This window comes from Mesorhizobium sp. M7A.F.Ca.US.008.03.1.1, assembly GCF_003997495.1.
Lineage (GTDB): Bacteria > Pseudomonadota > Alphaproteobacteria > Rhizobiales > Rhizobiaceae > Mesorhizobium.
Genome location: NZ_RZRU01000029.1, coordinates 18,703 through 39,556 on the forward strand (window position 1 = coordinate 18,703; position 20,854 = coordinate 39,556).

A 20,854-nucleotide genomic window follows, 5' to 3' on the forward strand; every position below is an offset into this window, starting at 1 on the left:
GGACATGGATCGTTTGTGCGCGGCACAAGTGACGCAAGACGAGTTGGAAGCAGGATCATGGCGGCAAGGGATGTGCTGACGAAGAACCAGTTGTGCGTGCTCGAGAAACTCGAGACCGCCAGCGGGCCGCTCAGTGCCTACACCTTGCTTGACCAGCTGCGCGAACGCGGTTTTCGTGCGCCTCTGCAGGTCTATCGAGCGCTCGACACGCTGGTGAAGTCAGGTTTCGTGCATCGGCTCGAAAGCATCAATTCCTTCGTCGCCTGCGCCGAGCCGCACGACCACAGCCATTCGATGACCGCCTTCGCCATTTGCGACACATGCGGGCAGGTCACCGAAATGTCCGACCACGATGTCGGCCACCGGTTGGACGAATGGGTGCGCTCGACAGGCTTCGCCGCCAAGAAGGCGGTGATCGAGTTTCGCGGGACGTGTGCCAAGTGCCTGGCCGAAGCGGCTTGAGGCCCCGTTCCATTCGTCATCGACGGGCGGAGCAAGGAGCGCAGCGACGCGGCGCAGACCCGAGGATGACGACGATCGGCTAATGCGCCTCGTCCCAGTTGTTGGCGGCGCGCGCATCGACATGCAGCGGCACCGACATCGATACCGCAGGCATCGCCGCGTTTTCCATGACGTGACGCACGACCGGGATCGTTGCCTCGACTTCCGCCTCGACGGTCTCGAAGATAAGTTCGTCATGCACCTGCAACAGCATGCGTGCCGAAAGCCCTGCTTTTTCCAGCGCCTCCTCCATGCGGATCATGGCGCGGCGGATGATGTCGGCGGCGGTGCCTTGCAGGCGCGCGTTGATCGAGGCGCGCTCGTTGAACGCGCGGAGCGAGGGATTGGACGATCTTATATCGGGATAATGGATGCGGCGGCCGAAGATCGTTTCGACGAAGCCATGCTCGCGGGCATAGGCCTTGGTCTCCTCGATATAGTCTCGGATGCCGGGGAAGCGCTCGAAGTATTTCTTGATGTAGTTGCCGGCCTCCTCGCGCGGGATCGACAGCTGGTTGGCGAGGCCGAAGGCCGAGATGCCGTAGATGATGCCGAAATTGATCGCCTTGGCGCGGCGGCGGACTTCCGAAGGCATGCCTTCGACCGGTACGTTGAACATCTCCGACGCGGTGATGGCGTGGATGTCGGCGCCGTCGGCGAAAGCCTGCCGCAATTGCGGGATCTCGGCGACATGGGCGAGCACCCGCAGCTCGATCTGGCTGTAATCGGCCGAGACCAGCCGATGGCTCTTGTCGGTGATGAAGGCGGTCCTGATCTTGCGGCCTTCGGCGGTGCGCACCGGGATGTTCTGCAGGTTCGGATCGGAGGATGACAGGCGTCCCGTCGTCGTCGCCGCCAGCGCATAGGACGTGTGGACGCGTTTGGTGTCGGGGTGGATGAAGCCCGGCAGCGCATCGGTATAGGTCGATTTCAGCTTGGTCAGCTGTCGCCAGTCGACGATCTTGCGCGGCAGTTCGTGGCCTTCGGCGGCGAGATCTTCGAGAAGCTGCGCCGAGGTCGACCACTGGCCGGTCTTGGTCTTCGAACCGCCGGGCAGGCCCATGCGCCCGAACAGGATGTCGCCGAGCTGCTTTGGCGAACCGATGTTGATGCGTTCGCCGATGAGTTGGTAGATTTCCTCTTCGAGGCGAGCGGCGCCCTGCGCCAGTTCGCCGGAGAGCCGCGACAGGATCTGCCGGTCGACCGAGATGCCGCGCTGTTCCATGCGCGCCAGCACCGGCACCAACGGCCGTTCCAGCCGCTCATAGACCGACACCAGGCCCTTGGCGGCAAGCCGCGGTTTCAGCACCAGCCAGAGCCGCAGCGCCATATCGGCGTCTTCGGCGGCATGAGCGGTCGCCTTGTCGATGTCGACCTGATCGAAACCGACGGAGCTTTTGCCGGAGCCGGTGACGTCCTTGAGCAGGAGAGGGGTATGACCCAGCCATTTCTCGGCCAGCGAGTCCAGGCCGTGACCATGAGGAGTGCCGGCATCGAGCACGTAGGAGATCAGCATGGTGTCGTCGAACGGTGCGACATCGATGCCGTAGCGGCTCATGATGACAAGATCGTATTTCAGATTCTGCGCCACCTTGAGAACCGATCTGTCTTCGAGCAGCGGTTTCAGCACCGCCAGCGCCTCGCGCAGCGGGATCTGGTTTTCGAGCATACCGCCGCCGAGCAGGTCGCCATTGCCGCTCATGTGGGCAAAGGGAATGTAGGCGGCGCGCCCGGGCGCCGTGGCTATGGCCATGCCGATCAATTCGGCCTGCATCGGGTCGGCGGATGTCGCCCTGACATCGAAGGCGGTGATGCCAGCTCCCATTGCCTCGGCGACCCAGGCTTTCAGGGCCGAGATATCGCGGATGCAGTGATAGGCCGAAATGTCGATCTTGCCGGTGGCCGCGCGCTCCAGCCTTAGTGCCGCGAGCAGGGAAGGGGTGTCGCCCTGTTTTGACGTCTCCGCCGTCCCGCCGTCTTCGTCCGGTTCAGTGCCGGACGCGTTTCGGGCAACCGGCGGCAACCCGGCGCCAACATCGGGGCCATGGGCATGATCGGCGCGTTCGACGGTGACCGCGACCGCCTGGACGTTGCCGGCCTCGGTGCTGGTCGCTTCCGCGACGCGACGGGTCAGCGAGGTGAACTCCATCGTCTTGAGGAAACCGATCAGCTTCGGGCCGTCCGGCGCGTGCAACACGAAGTCGTCCAGTCCCTCGGCGACCGGCACATCGTTCATCAGCGTCACCAGCTGGCGCGAAATGCGCGCCTTGTCGGCGTTGGCGATGATGGATTCGCGCCTCTTGTCCTGCTTGATCTCGCCGGCGCGGGCCAGCAGCGTGTCGAGGTCGCCGAACTGTTCGAGCAGTTGCGCCGCCGTCTTCGGCCCTATGCCGGGCACACCAGGTACATTGTCGACCGAATCGCCGGTCAGCGCCTGCAGGTCGACCATCTTTTCCGGCGGCACGCCCCATTTCTCGATCACCTCCGGAATACCGATCTGGCGGTCCTTCATGGGGTCGTACATGGCGACGGTATCGCCGACCAACTGCATCAGGTCCTTGTCGGAGGAGATGATGGTGGTATCGCCGCCGGCTTCGCAGGCCAGCCTGGCATAGGTGGCGATCAGATCGTCAGCCTCGTAGCCTTCGATCTCGATGCAGGGCAGGTTGAATGCCCTGGTCGCCTGGCGGATCAGGCCGAATTGCGGGATCAAATCTTCCGGCGGGGCCGAGCGGTTGGCCTTGTATTCGGGGTAGAGGTCGTTGCGGAAGGTTTTCGACGAATAGTCGAAAATCACGGCGAAATGCGTCGGCACAATGCCTACATCCGTGTTGCGGGCGTCGAGCATCAGCTTCCACAGCATGTTGCAGAAGCCGGAAACGGCGCCCACCGGCAGGCCGTCGGATTTGCGGGTCAGCGGCGGCAGCGCGTGATAGGCACGGAAGATGTAGCCGGAGCCGTCGACAAGGAAGAGATGATCGCCTTTTTTCATGCCGGCAGGGATAGCGCGGCGCGGCGGCTTGGTCCATGCCAAAGGCAACCTCAACGATCGGTTCCGGCAACACCCTGACAGATCGCCGTCACCCTGCTCACGCCCATGTTACAAAACTGTAATTTTCGTGCCCTTGAATCGCCACGTTCACAGACCCAAATACATGCCATCGGCAGTTTTCGCCGAGTCCGGAGCAAGGCCCGTCCCCCGCCTATCCCGGACACCTGCGGCAGCCTATCCCCCCTCTCCGGGCTGCCGCATCGTTTCGAGTAGAAGGCCGCCGTGGTTCCCCCTCCACCACGGCGGTCTTTTTTACCTCAGACAGACGTTTGCAGCCCGTGGTCCACTAGAGCGTCGTGCGTCCTATCGGACGCACAAAGGACGCTCTAAGACTTTGAATCTGCTGCATCGTGCTTTTCGGAAAATCAAATTGGATTTTCCGGCCAATGCAGTGATCGCGGGCTTTTCGTTTTCCTGTCCTGCCTTTACGGTTCCGGTTCTGAATCGAAAGGCTTCAAAAAAATGTCCGCAGTTTCCCCCGTCCTCGACCGCCTCGACAAGAACCTCGACCAGAGCCTCGAACGCCTTTTCGGCCTGCTCAGGATCAAGTCGATTTCCACCGATCCGGCCTATGCCGCCGACTGCCGCAAGGCGGCGGAATGGCTGGTGGCCGAACTCAAGCTGATCGGCTTCGACGCCAGCGTTCGCGACACGCCCGGACACCCGATGGTGGTTGCGCACCATGACGGCCCGGCTGATACACCGCATGTGCTGTTTTACGGCCATTATGACGTGCAGCCCGTCGACCCGATCGATTTGTGGGAAAGCGATCCGTTCGCGCCAGGGGTCAAGGAGGTCGGGCCGGACCACAAGGTGATCACCGGCCGTGGTTCGGCCGACGACAAGGGCCAGTTGATGACCTTCGTCGAGGCTTGCCGCGCCTGGAAACAGGTGCATGGCAATCTGCCCTGCCGCGTCACCATCCTGTTCGAGGGCGAGGAGGAATCCGGCTCGCCGTCGTTGAAGCCGTTCCTCGAAGCCAATGCCGACGAGCTCAAGGCCGATTTCGCGCTGGTCTGCGATACCGGCATGTGGGACCGCGACACGCCGTCGATCTGCGTCGGGCTGCGCGGGCTGGTCGGTGAGGAGATCACGGTGAAGGCCGCCGACCGCGACCTGCATTCCGGCCTCTATGGCGGTGCCGCCGCCAACCCGATCCGCATCCTGGTCAAGGTCTTGGCCGATATCCACGACAAGGACGGCCATATCACCATTCCCGGCTTCTATGACGGGGTCGAGGAAACGCCGTCGCAGATCCTGAAATCATGGGAGACGCTTGGCGAGACGGCCGAGACGTTCCTGGGACCGGTCGGCCTGTCGATCCCATCGGGCGAAAAGGGCCGCTCGGTGCTGGAATTGACCTGGGCGCGGCCGACGGCCGAGTTCAACGGCATCATCGGCGGCTACACCGGCAAGGGCTTCAAGACGGTGATCGCGGCGGAAGCCTCGGCAAAAGTCTCCTTCCGCCTCGTGCACAAGCAGGATCCAAAGAAAATCCGCGCCGCGTTCCAGAAGTTCGTCCAGGAGCGCATTCCGGCCGACTGTTCGGTCGAATTCCATCCGCATGGCGGCTCGCCGGCAATCCAGCTTTCCTACGACTCGCCCTTCCTGGCCAAGGCCAAGGACGCGCTGTCCGACGAATGGCCGAAGCCGGCGGTGACGACGGGCAGTGGCGGGTCGATTCCGGTGGTCGGCGATTTCCAGACCTATCTCGGCATGGAATCGCTGCTGGTCGGGTTCGGCCTCGACGACGATCGCATTCACTCGCCCAATGAGAAATACGAGCTCAGCTCCTTCCACAAGGGCCAGCGCTCCTGGGCGCGGATTCTCGATGCCTTGACGCGCTGAGCGGCGGGGACCACTGTTTTCCTGTTGATTTTTCAGCGGATCGCGGCGAGGACGGGCCAGAAGACAAGCGCTGCAGCGTCCCTTGTGGGTCAGGGGGCAATGTAGGGCTCGACCGGAGAAGACAATGGCCGATATCCGTTTCCATAAAAACGACCTGCCCGACCTCTCGCACTATAATGTCGGGGCAGTGGCCATCGACACCGAGACGCTCGGGCTGAACCCGCATCGCGACCGGCTGTGCGTGGTGCAGATTTCGCCTGGTGACGGCAGCGCCGATGTCATCCAGATCGCGCCCGGCCAGAAGAAGGCGCCGAACCTCGTCAGCCTGCTGAGGAACCGTGGCATAACCAAGCTGTTCCACTACGGCCGCTTCGACCTTGCCGTTCTCTACAATGCGTTCGGCGTGATGCCGGAGCCGGTGTTCTGCACCAAGATCGCCTCGCGGCTGACCCGCACCTATACCGACCGCCACGGGCTGAAGGACATCTGTTTCGAGCTTCTCGGCGTCGGCCTGTCCAAGGCACAGCAATCGTCGGACTGGGCGGCCGAGACGCTGTCGCCCGAACAGCTCGAATATGCCGCTTCCGACGTGCTCTATCTGCACCGGTTGCGCGATGTGCTGGCCGGGCGGCTGGCGCGCGACGGGCGGACCAAGGAGGCCGATGCCTGCTTCCGCTTCCTGCCGACGCGTGCCAAACTCGATCTGATGGGCTGGGACGAAGAGGATATCTTCGCCCATAGCTGACGGCCGTCGCGGCGATCTGTCGGCTCAGTTTGGCGGTTCAAAGGGGATGACATGGCGGACAGAAAGCCTATAGCGACCGCGCCGACCGACGGCTCCAAGGTCTCCGTCACCTGGAAGGACAGCGACGGCGTGATCAACGAATCCATCGCGCAATATCGCGACGACGGCTGGTGGGTCTACACCGACAGTCACACGCAAAAGAAGGTCGAGCCGACCAGCTGGCGGCCTGCCGCAAGCGATGATGACGATTAGAGCAGTTCACCGTTTCACGGAAACGGCGAGCTGCCTTAACTCTTTGTTTTGACGCAATTCTCTAGGGAAAGCGCTACGCGCTTTTCACGGGAGAACCGCTTTACACTTTTGAAATTGCTATAGTGAGCGAGCCGCTGGCGAGGCCGGTCGCTTTCGCATAGCCTGAAGCCGTTGATATCGAGGCCGATTCGGAGCTTTCCGCTCCGCCGTCGTCCTCTTGCTCGGAGGAAATCGCTATGGGTGTCGAAAGCCTGCTCGTCTTCATCATCATCGGTGCCATCGCCGGCTGGCTCGCCGGTCTTATCGTTTCCGGCTTCGGCTTCGGTCTGATCGGCAACATCATTGTCGGCATCGTCGGCGCGTTCATCGCCGGCTGGCTGTTTCCGCGGATCGGCTTCTCCATCGGCGGCGGCATTCTCGCCTCGATCATCCATGCCACCATCGGCGCCATCATCCTGCTGGTGCTGGTCAAGGTCCTGAAGCGAGCTTGACGCTCGACAACGAAAGAGCGCGCCATGAAACAGAACACACTCTATCTTCTCATTGGCGCGCTCGTCGTCGTGGTCATCGCGCTTGGTATCTATGTCTATCGCGAGCAGACGAAACCCAAGGGCGTCGAACTCAAGATCGACGATAAGGGCATCTCGATCCAGCAGAACTGAGCCGTCGAACGGCACATGCAGGAGCGCGACATGGTGGCTTCTGACGCTCCGGAAGATGTCGATCAGCCCAGAATTACCGTCGCGGAATGGGAGAGGCTGAACAGGCCGCCGAGGCGCGAGGCGTGGCTGCGTTATCATTGGCGGGTGTTTCGCTTCCTGAGGACATCCGCGCCGGTCTGCGAATTGCAAGGGCAAGAGCAGGTATTCCGCGACGCCGTCGTCGCCACCGTGGCCTTCAACCGGCCCGACATGATCGAATGGCAGATCCACCTGGTACGCCGATACCTGGGAGAGCACGAAAGCTACATCGTTTTCGACAACAGCAACAAGGACGAGGCGAGGGAAGCAATCCGTGACCTCTGCCGTCGCCAGCATGTCCCCTATGTCGCATTGCCGAGGAACAGGCTGGTCGTCAGCAGATCGCACGGTCAAGCGCTCAACTGGATCGTGCGGAATTTCTTGCCCAGGTTCGGGCCGAAGCTGTTCGGCTTCATCGACCATGACATCTTTCCGACTGAACCATTTTCGATCCGCGCCCGGATGGAGGGCAAAAGCCTCTACGGCAGCGTGCGGCGCGATACGCCGACGCCGGGCGGCTGGTTCCTGTGGCCCGGCTTCTGTTTTTTCGATGGAAGCCTATTGCGGCGGCGGCTGGATTTCGCCCCGAGCTACACGTTTCATATGGATTCCGGCGGCGGCAACTGGCCGGTGCTCTACAGGTCGATCGATCTGGCGCTGGTTCGGTTCGCTGAAAACAAATCGCTTCGCTTCGGCGCTGGACATGATCAATCCGAGGATTTTTTCATGGTGGTCGATGGCTGGCTGCACGTGACGAACGCCTCGAACTGGAGGCGACAGCCGGTTGACAGGGGCGAACACATTCTCGCGCTGTTGCGGCAAGCCGGCGGTCCCGACCAGCCGGATGTGAAGTTCGAGCCCATCTGAACGAGACATCGAACAGCGTGGTGGCAGTGACCTGCAAAGAGCAGACGCTGGCCTTTTCGCTGCCCAACCCCCAAGGCCGGCATTCGAACACGACTTAACCCGCCCTTAAATCGCCGCATCTACTCTTCAACCCGAACGCCATAGGCATCGGGGATATCAAGCACAGCGCATGGCGAACCGCAGAGACAGTCGCATCGAACCCAGTTTCGAGGGGCCGCCGCAGGCTCGGTCCTCGGCGGGTCTTTCGGTGAACGAGGAGGATCGCGTCGTGCCGAGCAATCGCAAAGCCTCCGCAAAACGCAAGCCGGCCAGAGGGAAATCGTCGCGGGTCAAGCGCGGCAGAAGCCGGCGCGGCCTGTTCGGCGTGCTCGGCCGGCTGTTCTACTGGTGCTTCGTGCTCGCCATCTGGGGTGGCATCGCCGTGGCCGGCATCGTCGTCTACTACGGCGCCAAGATGCCGGCGGCGACGACCTGGTCGATTCCCGACCGCGCCCCCAACATCAAGATCGTCTCGGCCGATGGCCAATTGCTCGCCAATCGCGGCATGAGCGGCGGCGAGGCCGTCGGCCTGCATGAAATGTCGCCCTATATTCCGGAGGCCGTCATCGCCATCGAGGACCGGCGCTTCTATTCGCATTTCGGCATCGACCCGATAGGGCTGTCGCGCGCCATGGTCACCAATGTGCTTGGCGGGCATTTCTCGCAGGGCGGTTCGACGCTGACCCAGCAATTGGCCAAGAACCTGTTCCTGACGCCCGACCGCACATTGGAGCGCAAGGTGCAGGAGGTGCTGCTGGCGCTATGGCTGGAGCACAAGCACACCAAGGACCAGATCCTCGAAATGTACCTTAATCGGGTCTATTTCGGTTCCGGCGCCTATGGCGTCGAGGCCGCCTCGCGCCGCTATTTCGGCAAGAGCGCGCGTGACGTCACCCTGTCGGAAGCCGCATTGCTTGCCGGCCTGTTGAAGGCGCCGTCGCGGCTGTCGCCGGCACGCGATCCGAAGGCCGCAGAGGAGCGCTCGCAGCTGGTGCTCGCCGCCATGCGCGACGAAGGCAAGATCAGCGCCAAGGAACTGACCTCGGCAATGAGCGCGCCGGCAACGCGTGCGCCGTCCTATTGGACCGGGTCGGAGAATTACGTCGCCGATACCATCATGGAGGAACTGCCCGACCTGATCGGCGACGTGCGCGGCGACATCGTCATCGACAGCACCGTCGACCTGAACCTGCAGAAGCTCGCCGAGCAATCGATCCGCAGGCTGATCGACGACAGCGGCAAGAAGCTCAACGTCAGCCAGGGCGCCCTGGTGTCGATCGACGATTCCGGTGCGGTGCGCGCCATGGTCGGCGGCTACGACTATTCGACCAGCCAGTTCGACCGCGCCTCGGAAGCACGTCGCCAGCCGGGCTCGGCGTTCAAGCCGTTCGTCTATATGGCCGCGCTCGAGGCCGGCCGCACGCCCGACAGCATCCGCAACGATGCGCCGATCAAGATCGGCAATTGGACGCCCGACAATTACGGTGGCAAGTATTTCGGCAAGGTGACGCTGGCTACCGCGCTGGCCAAGTCTCTGAACTCGGTGGCCGCGCAGCTGACCATGGAGGTCGGGCCAAACGCGGTTGTCGAGGCGGCCCACCGCATGGGCATCCAGTCCGACCTGATAGCCAACACCTCGATCGCGCTCGGCACTTCGGAAGTGACGCCGCTTGAGCTGACATCGGCCTATGTCCCCTTCGCCAATGGCGGCTACAAGCCGGACATCCATTTCATCCGGCGCGTGACGACCACCGAGGGCAAAGTGCTTTACGACAGCGGCGGCGGTAGCGCGCCGCGCGTCGTCAAGCCTGAGATCGTCGGCATGATGAACTCGATGATGACGGGCACGGTTGAGATCGGCACTGCCCGGAAAGCGGCTTTCGCCTGGCCATCGGCCGGCAAGACCGGCACCAGTCAGAATTCGCGCGACGCCTGGTTCGTCGGCTACACCGCCAACCTCACCACCGGTGTGTGGTTCGGCAATGATGATGGCAGCCCGATGAAGAAGGTCACCGGCGGCGCACTGCCGGCGCAGGCCTGGCACGAGTTCATGGTTGCGGCCCACGAGGGTGTGCCGGTGCGGCCGCTGCCCGGCACCTGGAAATCGACGCCGGCCGACACCATCGTCCCCGACGAGATACCCTCGGCGAACAACACGGCACCGGTTCCGTCCACGTCGGTCGGCCAGCAGGCACCGACGCGGCCAGCAGCGCCGGTTGCCCAAGCGCCGGTCCGCGCGGCTCGTCCCGCCCAAACCGTTGATGCCGATGGCCTTTCCATGCCGGAGGATGACGGCGCCACTGCGTCGATCAAACATCCGGTGCCGCCAAGCGATGTCGGCGGTCCGCGCAAGAAGCGGCAGACCTCGATCCTCGACCTCCTTGGCGGCTGATCCGATCCGCTAATTCCGTGGCTTGGCGCTGCCCAACTTCTTGCTGTCAAAGGTCAGTTTGTCGCTGTGAATCTTGCCATCGCTGATGGTGAGGTGCTTGGCGCAGGAAAGCGCGCCGGACGATTTTGTCATCAAGTCATACATAAGCAGCGCCTGGTGGTCGTCTCCGAAGGCCGCGATCATGCGCACACCGGTCACATCCTGTGAAAGTTTGGTCAGGCCCTCGAGATAGGGTTCCTTGCCGGTCGATTGCTGCATCGGCCCATCAAAGACGACGTCGTCGGCGACCAAGGATGCTGCCTTTTCGAGGTCGTGGCTTGTCCACGCCTTGGTGAAGGCGGTGGCTATGTCGAGGGGCGCTGTCCGTGTCATGGCTCTTGTCCGATTGATTTGATCTGAAACCCGCGCCCTTGTCCTGCAACTCCCGAACCAACGGCGAGCTGGCTTCCCGGTTCCTCCTTTTGAGGTGAATGGTGACATTTCGGCCTCTCGCCACCTCGGCGGCGTTCGGCTACATCTGCCGGCCGGAGACCTTGAAATGACTGAGCTCGACACCCGAAAGACCATCGTGCTGACCGGCGCCAGCCGCGGCATCGGCCACGCCACCGTCAAGCGTTTTTCGCGCGAGGGCTGGCGCGTCATCACCTGCTCCAGGCAGGCTTTCGCCGAGGACTGCCCGTGGCCGGCCGGGCCGGAAGACCACATCAAGGTCGATCTCGCCGATCAGGAGGATGTCGGCATCGCTGTCTCCGAAATCCGCCACCGGCTGGAAGCGCATGGAGGTCAACTGCATGCGCTGGTCAACAATGCCGGCATTTCGCCGAAGCTCAAGGACGGCAACAGCCGCATGGATTCGATCGACACGCCGATGCATGTCTGGCGCGACGTGTTCCAGGTCAATTTCTTCGCGCCGATCATGCTGGCGCGCGGCCTGTTCAAGGAACTGGCGGCGGCCAAGGGCTCGATCGTCAACGTAACCTCGATCGCCGGAACCCGCGTGCATCCCTTCGCCGGCACGGCCTACGCGACATCGAAGGCGGCGCTCGGCTCGCTGACGCGCGAGATGGCACATGATTTCGGCCCGCACGGCATCCGCGTCAATGCCATTGCGCCCGGCGAGATCGACACCGCGATCCTGTCGCCGGGCACGGACAAGATCGTCGAGACCATTCCTCTCAGGCGCCTTGGCACCACGGCTGAAGTCGCCGACATCATCTTTTTCCTGTGCTCGCAGCAAGCGTCCTATGTGACCGGCTCGGAAATCCACATCAATGGCGGCCAGCACGTGTGACAAAACAGGATGCTCATCCGGTTATTGTGAGAACAGCCTTGCCGCTGAAGCTGCGCTGCCGTAGTGCGTCCAGGGCTTGCGCAATGTCTGTCCACGGCGCCGTCAAGGCCACGCGCGTTTCGAGCCGGCCGGCTGCGACCAGAGCGAGCAGCGAGGCGATGTCCTCGCCAATGCCTGGACCAGACGTGTAGTACGCAAAAGTCTGAAGCCTCGCCCCTTCGTGATCCGGAACGAACTGGCGGAATCCAATGGGCGTCAGTTCGCCACTGCTCGAACCGAACATGACGATGGTCCCGCCAGGTGCGACGCGTTCGATCGCGCGTGCGAGGCTTTGGCCGCCCACCGACTCGGTGATTAGCGAAAACGGTCCCTCGGCCATTTCGATCGCTTCGACAACCTGCCCGGCTCCAAGGCTGCGGAGATCGTCGGCATGCCGGGCAGCGGCGATGGCGGTCACCGAGGCGCCTTGCTCGCGGGCGATCTGGATCTGGAAACGACCGACCGCTCCACTTGCACCGGTGATCAGGACCTGCTGGCCGGCCAGGTCGCCGCCATGGCGCAACGTCCTCAGCGCGGTCGTGCCCGCGACTGGCAGCGTGGCAGCGGCGGCAAAGCTGACGTCGTCCGGCAGGACCGCGAGACGGTCGGTTGGAACGGCGACACGTTGAGCCCATCCGGCCTGGTCGACCAAAGCGGCAATTCGGGCGCCCACGGCTGGCCCGGAACCATCGGCTGCTGCTTTGTCGACAACCCCAACGATGTCCTGACCCGGTATCCAGCCAGTCGGGCGGATGGCGAGCAGGCGCAATTCGCCGCGGTTCAACGAGGTTGCGTGGACCGAGACAAGCGCCTCGTTCGAGGCCGGTTGAGGCTCGGCACGCTCCGAGATCCTCAGTCCGGTCGCGCTGTCGGAGGAGATAACGAGGGCGAGCATGGTTCATACCTCCTGGCTGCGTGTGGACGCACCGCATTCGCAAGTGGACCCTATCGATTTTTGCCCTTGAATAATTTAGATATGAAGGCAATTGATCGCTAAAAACCGTCAACCATGAAGCAGCCCCTCAGCTACCCCTGGCTCGATTTCGATGTGGACGATCCCACCGCGCTGGCGATTGCCGTGCGCGTCGACGTCCCCGAGACCAGGGCGGAGGTAGCCGCCCATCGGCACCGCAAGGGCCAACTCGTCTTCGCACTTGGAGGCAGCGTCACATGTCGCGTCCCAAGCGGTCTATGGATGGTACCGCCGCATTGCGGGGTGTGGATTCCCGGCGGCATGGAACACAGCAATGTCGCAACCGCCAATGCCCGGATTTTTTTCGTCTATATAGAGCCGGGAGCCGCCCATCTGCCGGAGCGGTGCTGCACGCTTTCGGTCTCGCCACTGCTGCGCGAATTGATCATCGAGCTTTCCGATCGGGTGGAGGATGACGAGGCGAGGGGCGAACTCTTGACCAAGATGCTGCTCACCGAATTGCCACGCATGCCTGTCCAGCAGTTACACCTGCCGATCTCATCCGAGCCTCGCTTGCGGCGGATCACCGAAGCACTGGCGCAAGACCCTGCCGACCGCAGCACACTGGCGGAATGGGCCAACCGCGTGGCGCTCAGCGAGAGCAGTCTCGCCCGCCTTGTGGCAAAGGAGACAGGGCTGAGTTTCGGGTGTTGGCGCCAGCAATTGCACTTGATCGTTGCAATTCGGGAACTGGCTTCCGGCAAGAGTGTCCAGCAGGTCTCGGGCGATCTCGGCTATGGTTCCGTTACGGCCTTCATCACCATGTTCAAGAAGGCGCTTGGGAAGCCGCCGGCCAAATACTTCAGTGGTATCGCGCAAAATGGCGGCTCCGCATTCGTGGCGTGACGCTCGCTTGAAAGGGTGGCCGAGCCGATCACGTTGCCAGCGTGCGAGAGTGCAGCTCGGGCTTCGGGACTCAGGCCACCGATGGCTCGGCGGTCTCGCGCCTCAACTCCGGTTTGGAACCGAGAACTTCTTCCACAATCCCGCGGGCGATTTCGCGTTCACCCATGATCACCGTATCGGCGCCCAAACCCTTTAGATGTTCGACCTCGGCATCGGAATGGGCACGGGCTATGACGTTGATACCGGGATTGGCGGCGCGGGCACGGAGCACGATCTGGCCGGCTTCGAAGGCATTGGGGATGGCAAGGATCAGCCGGCTGGCGCCTTCGGGATTGGCGGCGGCGAACACTTCGGCATTGGCCGCATTGCCGGCGACGGCCTCGACGCTGTCCGCTTTCAGCTTCGCCAGCGTCTTGTCGGCGTCCTCGATGACCAGAAAGGGCAGTGCCGCGTCCTTCAGCGCCGAGCCGACCAGGCCACCGACACGGCCGTAGCCGATCAGGATGGCATGGCCGGTGAGTGCCGTCTTTGGCGGCGGCCCGTCCTCCTTTTTCGTCGTTGCCGCGACAGAGGCTACCTGGCCCGGCTCCGTCGCCGGACCAACCGGTTTTGCCTCGACCGGTGGTGCCGTCCTGGCGGCGCGCCGTTCCAGCCACGGCTTCATCCAGTCGATGGCCAGGAACATCAGCGGGTTGAGGACGATCGACAGGATCGCACCGGCCAGAATGAGGTCGCGGCCCTGTTCCGGCAGCAGCTTCAGCCCGACGCCGAGTTCAGCCAGGATGAAGGAGAACTCGCCGATCTGGGCAAGGCTTGCCGAGATTATCAGCGCCGTGGCGATGGGATAGCCGAAGGCAACAACGATGGCGAACGCGGCCAACGATTTGCCGATGACGATGATGGCGAGCGTCGCCAGGATCGGCCAGCCATTGCTGATCAGGCTGAACGGGTCGAACAGCATGCCGACCGAGACGAAGAACAGCACGGAGAAGGCATCGCGCAGCGGCAGCGATTCCTCGGCGGCGCGGTGGCTGAGTTCGGATTCGCTCATGATCATGCCAGCGAAGAAGGCGCCCAGCGCCAGCGAGACACCGAACAGTTTTGCCGCACCGAAGGCGACGCCGAGCGCGATGGCGAGCACCGCCAGCCGGAACAGTTCGCGCGAGCCGGTATGGGCGACATAGTGCAGGATCCAGGGAATGACCCGGCGGCCGACCACCAGCATGACGACGACGAAAGCGGCGACCTTGGCCAGCGTGATGCCGACGACGCCCCAGATGCCGTAGCTGGCCGGCAGCGACAGCAGGCCGCTGGCATGGGCCTGCTCCTGACCGCCGAGCACGCCGGCGAGCGCCGGCAGCAGCACCAGCGCCAGCACCATGGCCAGATCCTCGACGATCAGCCAGCCGACGGCGATGCGGCCGCGCTCGGTCTCAATCATCCGCCGTTCCTGCAGGGCACGCAGCAGCACCACGGTCGAGGCGACCGACAGCGCCAGGCCGAACACCAGCCCCGCGCCCATCGACCAGCCGAGCATCCAGGCAAGACCGGCGCCAAGCGCGGTGGCAAAGCCGATCTGGACGATGGCGCCCGGCACGGCGATGGCACGCACCGACAGCAGATCCTTGAGCGAGAAGTGCAGCCCGACGCCGAACATCAGGAGGATGACGCCGATTTCGGCCAGTTCGTTGGCAAGGCCGGCATCGGCGACGAAGCCAGGCGTGTTCGGCCCGACCAGCACGCCGGCTACGAGATAACCGACCAGCGGCGGAATGCGGAAGCGGTTGGCGAGAGCCCCGAAGACGAAAGCCAGCCCCAGACCGGCGACGATGGTGGCGATAAGGGGCGTGTCATGCGGCATTGTCTATGGAGCGCCTTTCAAAAACAGCGATGTTGGATGAGCGCCGCCCAAAGCCGCCGCCTGTTTGCAATATGGTGGATGGTATGTCGGCGATGCAACCCGCAAAGCCATGAAATCGACGGCGCTGCCGCAAAATTTGACCGGCAGCTGAAAAAACTGCCGGCCAAATCGGAATTTGTGCGGTGCTATTCGTCTCGATCGGTCAGGGCCGATCGACAATGATCAGGCTGCCCGCAGCAAGGCCTCGATCTCCGGTATGGCATGGTTGGTCAATGTCTTGGGAATTTCGGCGGTCACCTTGTCCCCGACCTCCTTGTGCAGCTTTTTGCGCATTGTCCCAAGCACCACGGGCGGTGCGACGAGCACGATCTCGCGGAATTCGCCGTCATGCGCGAGCTTGTAGAGCCGGGCGGCGATTTCATCGGCGAAGCGCTCCTTGCCGATGCGGTGCCAGTCAGTATCCTCGACTGCGCTGCGATGCACGGAGGGACCATCATTGTATCGGCCCGGGCTGTCGCTGCCTTGCTCGCGGGTGGGCGGGTTGTCCTGCTGCATTTCGTGCACCACCTCGAGATTCGGATATTTGTTGTCACCGGCGTTCCTGAGGAAAAGCGCCTTCTCGCCATCGGCCACCATGACCCAGGTACCGTGCTTGAGTAAGATTGTGTTCATGATGACAGGGCTCCTTTTGGCCGCGTGGCGGCCTTTTCTTGGCATTCCATAGCCGGATTTCGACCCGACATGATGGGCATTTTGAGAACGCACCCCGAGCCGGTAATGTTCCAGTCGACACTCGCGTCGGCGTTGGACATTCTGGCTATCCAGTGTTGCGACTTTAATCTACTAATTTGGTAGAATTTAGAAAAAACGGTTTTGCGGCTTTTCTCGCCGGGCGCTAAAAGACCTGCAATTCAAAGGCCCGCGACAGCAGCTTCAATCCGCTCTATCTGTAAATGAGAAATATTTTTCTCTTGGCCGGGACGCTTTCAGAAAAGCAATTGCATCCCGATAAGGGATGCGCGAGTGCGTTCCTTCTGGTTTCTCGCGCCCGCGCGTAGAACTGCAGGCCCATTGAGGATTCCGCTCGCGTCCATGTCGCACACTGCTTCCAAGCTCAACGCCTTCCCCGTGTTCATGCGGGTCGAGGGCGAAGCCGTGGCCATCGTTGGCGGCGGTGAAGAGGCGCTGGCCAAGGCACGGCTGATCGGACAATCGAGCGCGGTCCTGCGGATCATCGCGGAACACGCCGAGCCCGACCTGCTCGCCTTCGTCGCCCAGGCCGGCGCGACCCATTTTGCCGCAGCTTACGACGCATCGCAGCTCGAAGGCGCGATCATGGTGTTTGCCGCCAGCGGCGACGAGGAACTCGACCGCCGGGTGGCCACGGATGCGCGCCGCCTAAGCATTCCGGTCAATGCCGTCGATCGGCCTGAGCTTTGCGATTTCTTCACCCCGGCGCTGGTCAACCGCGCGCCGGTCGCCATCGCCATCGGCACCGAGGGTGCAGGCCCGGTGCTTGCCCAGATGTTGCGCGGCCGCATCGACCGCATGCTGTCGCCATCGCTCGGGCCGCTGGCAATTCTTGCCGCTTCGTTTCGCGGGGCTGCCGAGAAGCTGTTGCCGAGAGGCAATGCCCGCCGCCGCTTCTGGAATGATTTCTTCTCCGGTGCTCCTGCGCGCGCGGCTGAAGCCGGCCAGCTTTCGCAGGCGCATGACGCCGCCGTCGATCTTTTGCTGTCGAACACGCCCGCTTGCGGTCACATCGCGCTGGTTGGCGCCGGTCCGGGCGCCGAGGATCTTTTGACCCTGCGCGCCCATCGTCTGCTGATGGAAGCAGATGTCATTGTCCATGACGCGCTGGTGCCCGAGGCGGTCGTTGCCATGGGGCGCCGCGATGCCGAGCGACTGCCGGTCGGAAAACGCAAGGGCTGCCACACCAAGAGCCAGGCTGAGATCAACGCGCTGCTGGTCGAGCTTGGCCGTGAAGGCAAGCGTGTCGTGCGGCTTAAGTCGGGCGATCCGCTGGTGTTCGGCCGGGCCGGCGAAGAGATGGCGGCACTTCGCGATGCCGGCATCGCCTATGAGGTGGTTCCGGGCGTCACCGCGGCTTTTGCCGCCGCCGCCGATTTCGAACTGCCGCTGACCTTGCGCGGTGTCTCCTCGTCGATGGTGTTCACCACCGGCCACGACCTCAAGGGCAATTCGCTGCCCGACTGGGCCAAGCTCGCCATTTCCGGCGCCACCGTCGCCGTCTATATGGGCCGCTCGGTGGCCGCCGAGGTTGCTGGACGGCTGATCGAGGCCGGTCTGTCGCCAGACACGGCGGTGGCCGTGGTCGAGAATGCCAGCCTCGCCAACCGGCGGCGCTTCCACGGCACGCTTGCCGACCTGCCGTCGCTGGAGGCGCGCGCCGATCTTTCCGGCCCGGTCATGACCATCATCGGCGATGCGGTCGCCGGCGCCAACTTTGAACGATCCGAGCCGCTGGCGGCACACAGGCACGAAGGCGCGTCCAGTTCGATCGCCGAAGGAGTTCAGCAATGAAGATACTGACCGCCAACCGCCTCACCGACGGCATTGCCGTCTGGTACGCCGATGGCGGCTGGGCCGAGACGGTGGACCATGCCGACCTCGCCCATGACAAGGCGGCCGAGGACAGGCTCGAGGCGATCGGCGCCAAGGCCTATGCCGCCAACGAAGTGGTCGACGTCAATTTGATCGACGCTGAAGTCGTCAACGGCGTCGTCCAACCGGTGCGGCTGCGCGAGAAGATCCGCGCCGCCGGCCCGACCATCCGCAACGATCTCGGCAAGCAGGCTGCCAAGCAGGCAAATTGGGCAGCATAACAAGACACCAGGCATGGGCGGACGCGCCCTGAAAGACCAAGCATGTACCGTTACGATGAGTTCGACCACGATTTTGTCCAGGCCCGCGTCGCCGAGTTCAGCGACCAGGTGCAGCGCCGTCTTGCGGGCGAGATCACCGAGGACCAGTTCCGGCCGCTGAGGCTGATGAACGGCGTCTATCTTCAACTGCATGCCTACATGCTGCGCATCGCGGTGCCGTACGGCACGCTGAACGGCAAGCAGTTGCGGATGCTTGGTCACATCGCCCGCAAATACGACAAGGGCTACGGACATTTCACCACGCGCCAGAACATCCAGTTCAACTGGCCGGCGCTGTCGGATATTCCGGCGATCCTGGCGGATCTCGCGAGCGTCGAGATGCACGCCATCCAGACCAGCGGCAATTGCATCCGCAACGTCACCGCCGACCACTTCGCCGGGGCCGCCGCCGACGAGGTCGCCGATCCGCGTCCCTATGCGGAAATCCTGCGCCAGTGGTCGTCGGTGCATCCGGAATTCTCGTTCCTGCCGCGCAAGTTCAAGATCGCGGTGACGGGTGCCGAGCGCGACCGTGCCGCCATCCAGACCCACGACATCGGCCTGCACCTGAAGAAGAACGCTGCCGGCGAACTCGGTTTCGCCGTCTATATCGGCGGCGGCCAGGGCCGCACGCCAATGGTTGCGCGGAAAATCCGCGACTTCCTGCCGGAAGCCGACCTTCTGTCCTACTGCACGGCGATCCTGCGCGTTTACAACCTCTATGGCCGCCGCGACAACAAGTACAAGGCGCGCATCAAAATCCTCGTCCATGAGACCGGCGTCGAGGAGATCACCCGTCAGGTCGAGGCCGAGTGGCAGGAGTTGAAGGACGCCGAGCTGAAGCTGCCGGAAGCCGACATCCGCGCCATCGAGGCCTATTTCGCGCCACCGGCGCTCACTGGGCGGGCGGGAGGCGACCAGGCGGTCAAGCTGGCGCGGCTCGATTCCAAGGGGTTCTCGGAGTGGCTCGATCAGAATGTCGTGACGCACCGCCATCCCGACTATGCGGCGGTGACGATCTCGCTGAAGGGCATCGGCGAGGTGCCCGGCGACGCCTCGGACAGCCAGATGGAAGCGGTCGCCGACATCGCCGAGAAATATGGCTTTGACGAGCTACGTGTCAGCCATGAACAGAACCTGATCCTGCCGCATGTGGCCCGCGCCGACCTCAAGGCCGTCTATGACGCGCTGGTCGGCATCGGTCTGGCGACAGCCAACTCCAACCTGATATCGGACATCATCGCTTGCCCGGGCCTCGATTATTGCGCGCTGGCCACGGCGCGCTCGATCCCGATCGCGCAGGAAATCTCGCGCCGCTTCGCCTCGCTGGAACGGCAGCGCGAGATCGGCGAACTGAAGCTGAAGATCTCCGGCTGCATCAACGCCTGCGGTCATCACCATGTCGGCCACATCGGCATCCTCGGGGTCGAGAAGAAGGGCTCCGAACTCTATCAGGTGACGCTGGGCGGCTCGGCCGACGAGAACACCTCGGTCGGCGAGATCATCGGCCGCGGCTTCTCGTCGGGAGAGATCACCGACGCCATCGAGCTGATCGTCGAGACCTATCTCGGCCTCCGGCTCGACCCACAAGAGAAATTCATCGACGCCTACCGCCGAGTCGGTCCCGCGCCGTTCAAGGAGGCGCTCTATGCTGGCGAAGCCAAGGCCGCTTGACCGTATTGGAGACGTCGATAACGGCATCGCCGCCAAGGCGGCGGGGCTCGATGCGCTTTATGGTCATCTGAAGCCGCTCGAGATCATCGAACGCTCGGCCCGCGAACTATTCCTCGACGAGATCGCCGCGGTGTCGTCGTTCGGCGCGGATTCGGCTGTGCTGCTGCACATGATCGCCAAGATCGATCGGACACTGCCGGTCATCTTCCTCGACACCGGCAAGCATTTCGAGGAGACGCTCGGCTATCGCGACGCGCTCGCCGCCGATTTCGGGTTGACCAATATAAGGGTGATCAAACCCGAGGAAGCAGCACTCGAACGGATCGATCCGACGGGCAATCTGCATCAGAGCAACACCGACGCCTGCTGCGACGTGCGCAAGGTGGAGCCGCTGGCGCGCGGTGTCGCGCCATTTCGTGCCTGGCTCACCGGCCGCAAGCGTTTTCAGGCCGCGACGCGGGCAGCGCTGCCGGTGTTCGAGGCGGTCGGTCCGCGCATCCGCATCAATCCGCTGGCGCATTGGACGACATCGGACCAGGCCGACTATATGCGCGCGCATGCGCTGCGCGAAAATCCGCTGGTCGCTTATGGCTATCTGTCGATCGGCTGCTTCCCGTGCACGCAGCCGGTGCAGCCGGGCGAGGACGCGCGCAGCGGTCGCTGGGCCGGTCATGCCAAGACCGAGTGCGGCATTCACCTGTCGGGGCTGGAGAAGTCGCTGACCGACGCATCACTATAGGGTATGCTGAAATTCAGCCGGCCTGCGAACGGCGACCTTCATCCGGAGGCCGCCGGTTTTGCGTGGGATGGACTTTCAGCGGACCTGGATCTTGGGGCTTTAGGAATCTT

19 protein-coding genes are annotated in these 20,854 nt (G+C 63.1%); 14 read left to right on the forward strand and 5 right to left on the reverse strand.

Going from position 1 to position 20,854, the window contains the following annotated elements; all coding sequences use genetic code 11:
* Positions 1 to 57 precede the first annotated feature (57 nt).
* The gene (locus EOA16_RS28650; RefSeq protein ID WP_027037743.1) at positions 58 to 462 is read left to right on the forward strand and encodes a Fur family transcriptional regulator; all 405 of its coding nucleotides are present in this window, start codon (positions 58 to 60) and stop codon (positions 460 to 462) included.
* A 79-nt stretch (positions 463 to 541) separates the two neighbouring features.
* Here the strand turns inward: EOA16_RS28650 and polA are convergent, their stop codons facing one another.
* The gene (polA, locus tag EOA16_RS28655) at positions 542 to 3,493 is read right to left on the reverse strand and encodes a DNA polymerase I (RefSeq protein ID WP_164754423.1); all 2,952 of its coding nucleotides are present in this window, start codon (positions 3,491 to 3,493) and stop codon (positions 542 to 544) included.
* Positions 3,494 to 4,015: 522 nt separating this feature from the next.
* Between polA and EOA16_RS28660 the strand changes: the two genes are divergently transcribed.
* The 7 genes from EOA16_RS28660 (at position 4,016) to EOA16_RS28690 (ending at position 10,436) form a co-directional block, all read left to right on the forward strand.
* Positions 4,016 to 5,401, forward strand: coding sequence for a M20/M25/M40 family metallo-hydrolase (locus EOA16_RS28660; RefSeq protein WP_127261152.1), 1,386 nt, complete (start codon positions 4,016 to 4,018; stop codon positions 5,399 to 5,401).
* A 124-nt stretch (positions 5,402 to 5,525) separates the two neighbouring features.
* Positions 5,526 to 6,146: a ribonuclease D gene (locus tag EOA16_RS28665; RefSeq protein ID WP_127261153.1), complete on the forward strand. Its 621-nt coding sequence runs from the start codon at positions 5,526 to 5,528 to the stop codon at positions 6,144 to 6,146.
* Positions 6,147 to 6,197: 51 nt separating this feature from the next.
* Complete coding sequence (locus EOA16_RS28670) at positions 6,198 to 6,398, forward strand: hypothetical protein (protein WP_127261154.1); 201 nt, start codon at positions 6,198 to 6,200, stop codon at positions 6,396 to 6,398.
* A 236-nt stretch (positions 6,399 to 6,634) separates the two neighbouring features.
* Positions 6,635 to 6,889: a GlsB/YeaQ/YmgE family stress response membrane protein gene (locus tag EOA16_RS28675; RefSeq protein WP_056594910.1), complete on the forward strand. Its 255-nt coding sequence runs from the start codon at positions 6,635 to 6,637 to the stop codon at positions 6,887 to 6,889.
* A gap of 24 nt (positions 6,890 to 6,913) precedes the next feature.
* Positions 6,914 to 7,060: a hypothetical protein gene (locus EOA16_RS28680; RefSeq protein WP_082525739.1), complete on the forward strand. Its 147-nt coding sequence runs from the start codon at positions 6,914 to 6,916 to the stop codon at positions 7,058 to 7,060.
* A gap of 30 nt (positions 7,061 to 7,090) precedes the next feature.
* Positions 7,091 to 8,005, forward strand: coding sequence for a hypothetical protein (locus tag EOA16_RS28685; RefSeq protein WP_127261155.1), 915 nt, complete (start codon positions 7,091 to 7,093; stop codon positions 8,003 to 8,005).
* Between the two features lie 169 nt (positions 8,006 to 8,174).
* A complete protein-coding gene (locus EOA16_RS28690) occupies positions 8,175 to 10,436 on the forward strand; it encodes a transglycosylase domain-containing protein (protein WP_127261156.1) in 2,262 nt (753 codons plus the stop codon).
* A 9-nt stretch (positions 10,437 to 10,445) separates the two neighbouring features.
* On the opposite strand, the gene EOA16_RS33685 is transcribed toward EOA16_RS28690, so the two are convergent.
* Complete coding sequence (locus EOA16_RS33685; RefSeq protein ID WP_348630376.1) at positions 10,446 to 11,078, reverse strand: nuclear transport factor 2 family protein; 633 nt, start codon at positions 11,076 to 11,078, stop codon at positions 10,446 to 10,448.
* Between EOA16_RS33685 and EOA16_RS28700 the strand changes: the two genes are divergently transcribed.
* Positions 10,975 to 11,727: an SDR family oxidoreductase gene (locus EOA16_RS28700; RefSeq protein ID WP_023812510.1), complete on the forward strand. Its 753-nt coding sequence runs from the start codon at positions 10,975 to 10,977 to the stop codon at positions 11,725 to 11,727. The two genes, EOA16_RS33685 and EOA16_RS28700, sit on opposite strands and share 104 nt — an antisense overlap.
* Before the next feature lie 13 nt (positions 11,728 to 11,740).
* Here the strand turns inward: EOA16_RS28700 and EOA16_RS28705 are convergent, their stop codons facing one another.
* Complete coding sequence (locus tag EOA16_RS28705) at positions 11,741 to 12,661, reverse strand: zinc-binding dehydrogenase (RefSeq protein ID WP_127261158.1); 921 nt, start codon at positions 12,659 to 12,661, stop codon at positions 11,741 to 11,743.
* Between the two features lie 114 nt (positions 12,662 to 12,775).
* On the opposite strand from EOA16_RS28705, the gene EOA16_RS28710 reads away from it, so the two are divergent.
* Positions 12,776 to 13,585, forward strand: coding sequence for a helix-turn-helix transcriptional regulator (locus EOA16_RS28710; RefSeq protein WP_127261159.1), 810 nt, complete (start codon positions 12,776 to 12,778; stop codon positions 13,583 to 13,585).
* A gap of 70 nt (positions 13,586 to 13,655) precedes the next feature.
* Here the strand turns inward: EOA16_RS28710 and ybaL are convergent, their stop codons facing one another.
* Together ybaL and EOA16_RS28720 are read right to left on the reverse strand one after the other, a co-directional pair.
* Positions 13,656 to 15,446, reverse strand: a complete 1,791-nt coding sequence (gene ybaL / locus EOA16_RS28715; RefSeq protein ID WP_127261160.1) for a YbaL family putative K(+) efflux transporter — start codon at positions 15,444 to 15,446, stop codon at positions 13,656 to 13,658.
* Positions 15,447 to 15,668: 222 nt separating this feature from the next.
* On the reverse strand, positions 15,669 to 16,118 hold the full coding sequence (locus tag EOA16_RS28720) for a host attachment family protein (protein WP_127261161.1): 450 nt from the start codon (positions 16,116 to 16,118) through the stop codon (positions 15,669 to 15,671).
* Between the two features lie 420 nt (positions 16,119 to 16,538).
* On the opposite strand from EOA16_RS28720, the gene cysG reads away from it, so the two are divergent.
* The 4 genes from cysG to EOA16_RS28740 are packed head-to-tail and all read left to right on the forward strand — an operon-like array spanning position 16,539 to position 20,744.
* Positions 16,539 to 17,990 carry a siroheme synthase CysG gene (gene cysG / locus EOA16_RS28725; protein ID WP_127261162.1) on the forward strand — a complete coding sequence of 484 codons (1,452 nt, stop codon included), beginning with the start codon at positions 16,539 to 16,541 and terminating at the stop codon, positions 17,988 to 17,990.
* On the forward strand, positions 17,987 to 18,292 hold the full coding sequence (locus tag EOA16_RS28730; RefSeq protein ID WP_127261163.1) for a DUF2849 domain-containing protein: 306 nt from the start codon (positions 17,987 to 17,989) through the stop codon (positions 18,290 to 18,292). The genes cysG and EOA16_RS28730 overlap by 4 nt, the downstream gene beginning before the upstream one ends.
* Positions 18,293 to 18,334: 42 nt before the next feature.
* On the forward strand, positions 18,335 to 20,005 hold the full coding sequence (locus tag EOA16_RS28735) for a nitrite/sulfite reductase (protein WP_127261164.1): 1,671 nt from the start codon (positions 18,335 to 18,337) through the stop codon (positions 20,003 to 20,005).
* Positions 19,980 to 20,744, forward strand: a complete 765-nt coding sequence (locus EOA16_RS28740; RefSeq protein ID WP_127261165.1) for a phosphoadenylyl-sulfate reductase — start codon at positions 19,980 to 19,982, stop codon at positions 20,742 to 20,744. The genes EOA16_RS28735 and EOA16_RS28740 overlap by 26 nt, the downstream gene beginning before the upstream one ends.
* The last annotated feature ends 110 nt before the right edge of the window (positions 20,745 to 20,854 follow it).

Coding starts and splice junctions, on each gene's coding strand:
- EOA16_RS28740 (WP_127261165.1), top strand. CDS start 19,980: ATGCTGGCGAAGCCAAGGCCGCTTGACCGTATTGGAGACGTCGATAAC.
- EOA16_RS28700 (WP_023812510.1), top strand. CDS start 10,975: ATGACTGAGCTCGACACCCGAAAGACCATCGTGCTGACCGGCGCCAGC.
- EOA16_RS28720 (WP_127261161.1), bottom strand. CDS start 16,118: ATGAACACAATCTTACTCAAGCACGGTACCTGGGTCATGGTGGCCGAT.
- EOA16_RS28665 (WP_127261153.1), top strand. CDS start 5,526: ATGGCCGATATCCGTTTCCATAAAAACGACCTGCCCGACCTCTCGCAC.
- EOA16_RS28690 (WP_127261156.1), top strand. CDS start 8,175: ATGGCGAACCGCAGAGACAGTCGCATCGAACCCAGTTTCGAGGGGCCG.
- EOA16_RS28660 (WP_127261152.1), top strand. CDS start 4,016: ATGTCCGCAGTTTCCCCCGTCCTCGACCGCCTCGACAAGAACCTCGAC.
- EOA16_RS28650 (WP_027037743.1), top strand. CDS start 58: ATGGCGGCAAGGGATGTGCTGACGAAGAACCAGTTGTGCGTGCTCGAG.
- EOA16_RS28675 (WP_056594910.1), top strand. CDS start 6,635: ATGGGTGTCGAAAGCCTGCTCGTCTTCATCATCATCGGTGCCATCGCC.
- EOA16_RS28705 (WP_127261158.1), bottom strand. CDS start 12,661: ATGCTCGCCCTCGTTATCTCCTCCGACAGCGCGACCGGACTGAGGATC.
- EOA16_RS28730 (WP_127261163.1), top strand. CDS start 17,987: ATGAAGATACTGACCGCCAACCGCCTCACCGACGGCATTGCCGTCTGG.
- EOA16_RS28670 (WP_127261154.1), top strand. CDS start 6,198: ATGGCGGACAGAAAGCCTATAGCGACCGCGCCGACCGACGGCTCCAAG.
- polA (WP_164754423.1), bottom strand. CDS start 3,493: ATGAAAAAAGGCGATCATCTCTTCCTTGTCGACGGCTCCGGCTACATC.
- EOA16_RS33685 (WP_348630376.1), bottom strand. CDS start 11,078: ATGACGCGCCAGCCCTCGCGCGAAAAACGCTTGACGGTGGCGTGGCCG.
- cysG (WP_127261162.1), top strand. CDS start 16,539: ATGTCGCACACTGCTTCCAAGCTCAACGCCTTCCCCGTGTTCATGCGG.
- EOA16_RS28685 (WP_127261155.1), top strand. CDS start 7,091: ATGGTGGCTTCTGACGCTCCGGAAGATGTCGATCAGCCCAGAATTACC.
- EOA16_RS28710 (WP_127261159.1), top strand. CDS start 12,776: ATGAAGCAGCCCCTCAGCTACCCCTGGCTCGATTTCGATGTGGACGAT.
- EOA16_RS28680 (WP_082525739.1), top strand. CDS start 6,914: ATGAAACAGAACACACTCTATCTTCTCATTGGCGCGCTCGTCGTCGTG.
- EOA16_RS28735 (WP_127261164.1), top strand. CDS start 18,335: ATGTACCGTTACGATGAGTTCGACCACGATTTTGTCCAGGCCCGCGTC.
- ybaL (WP_127261160.1), bottom strand. CDS start 15,446: ATGCCGCATGACACGCCCCTTATCGCCACCATCGTCGCCGGTCTGGGG.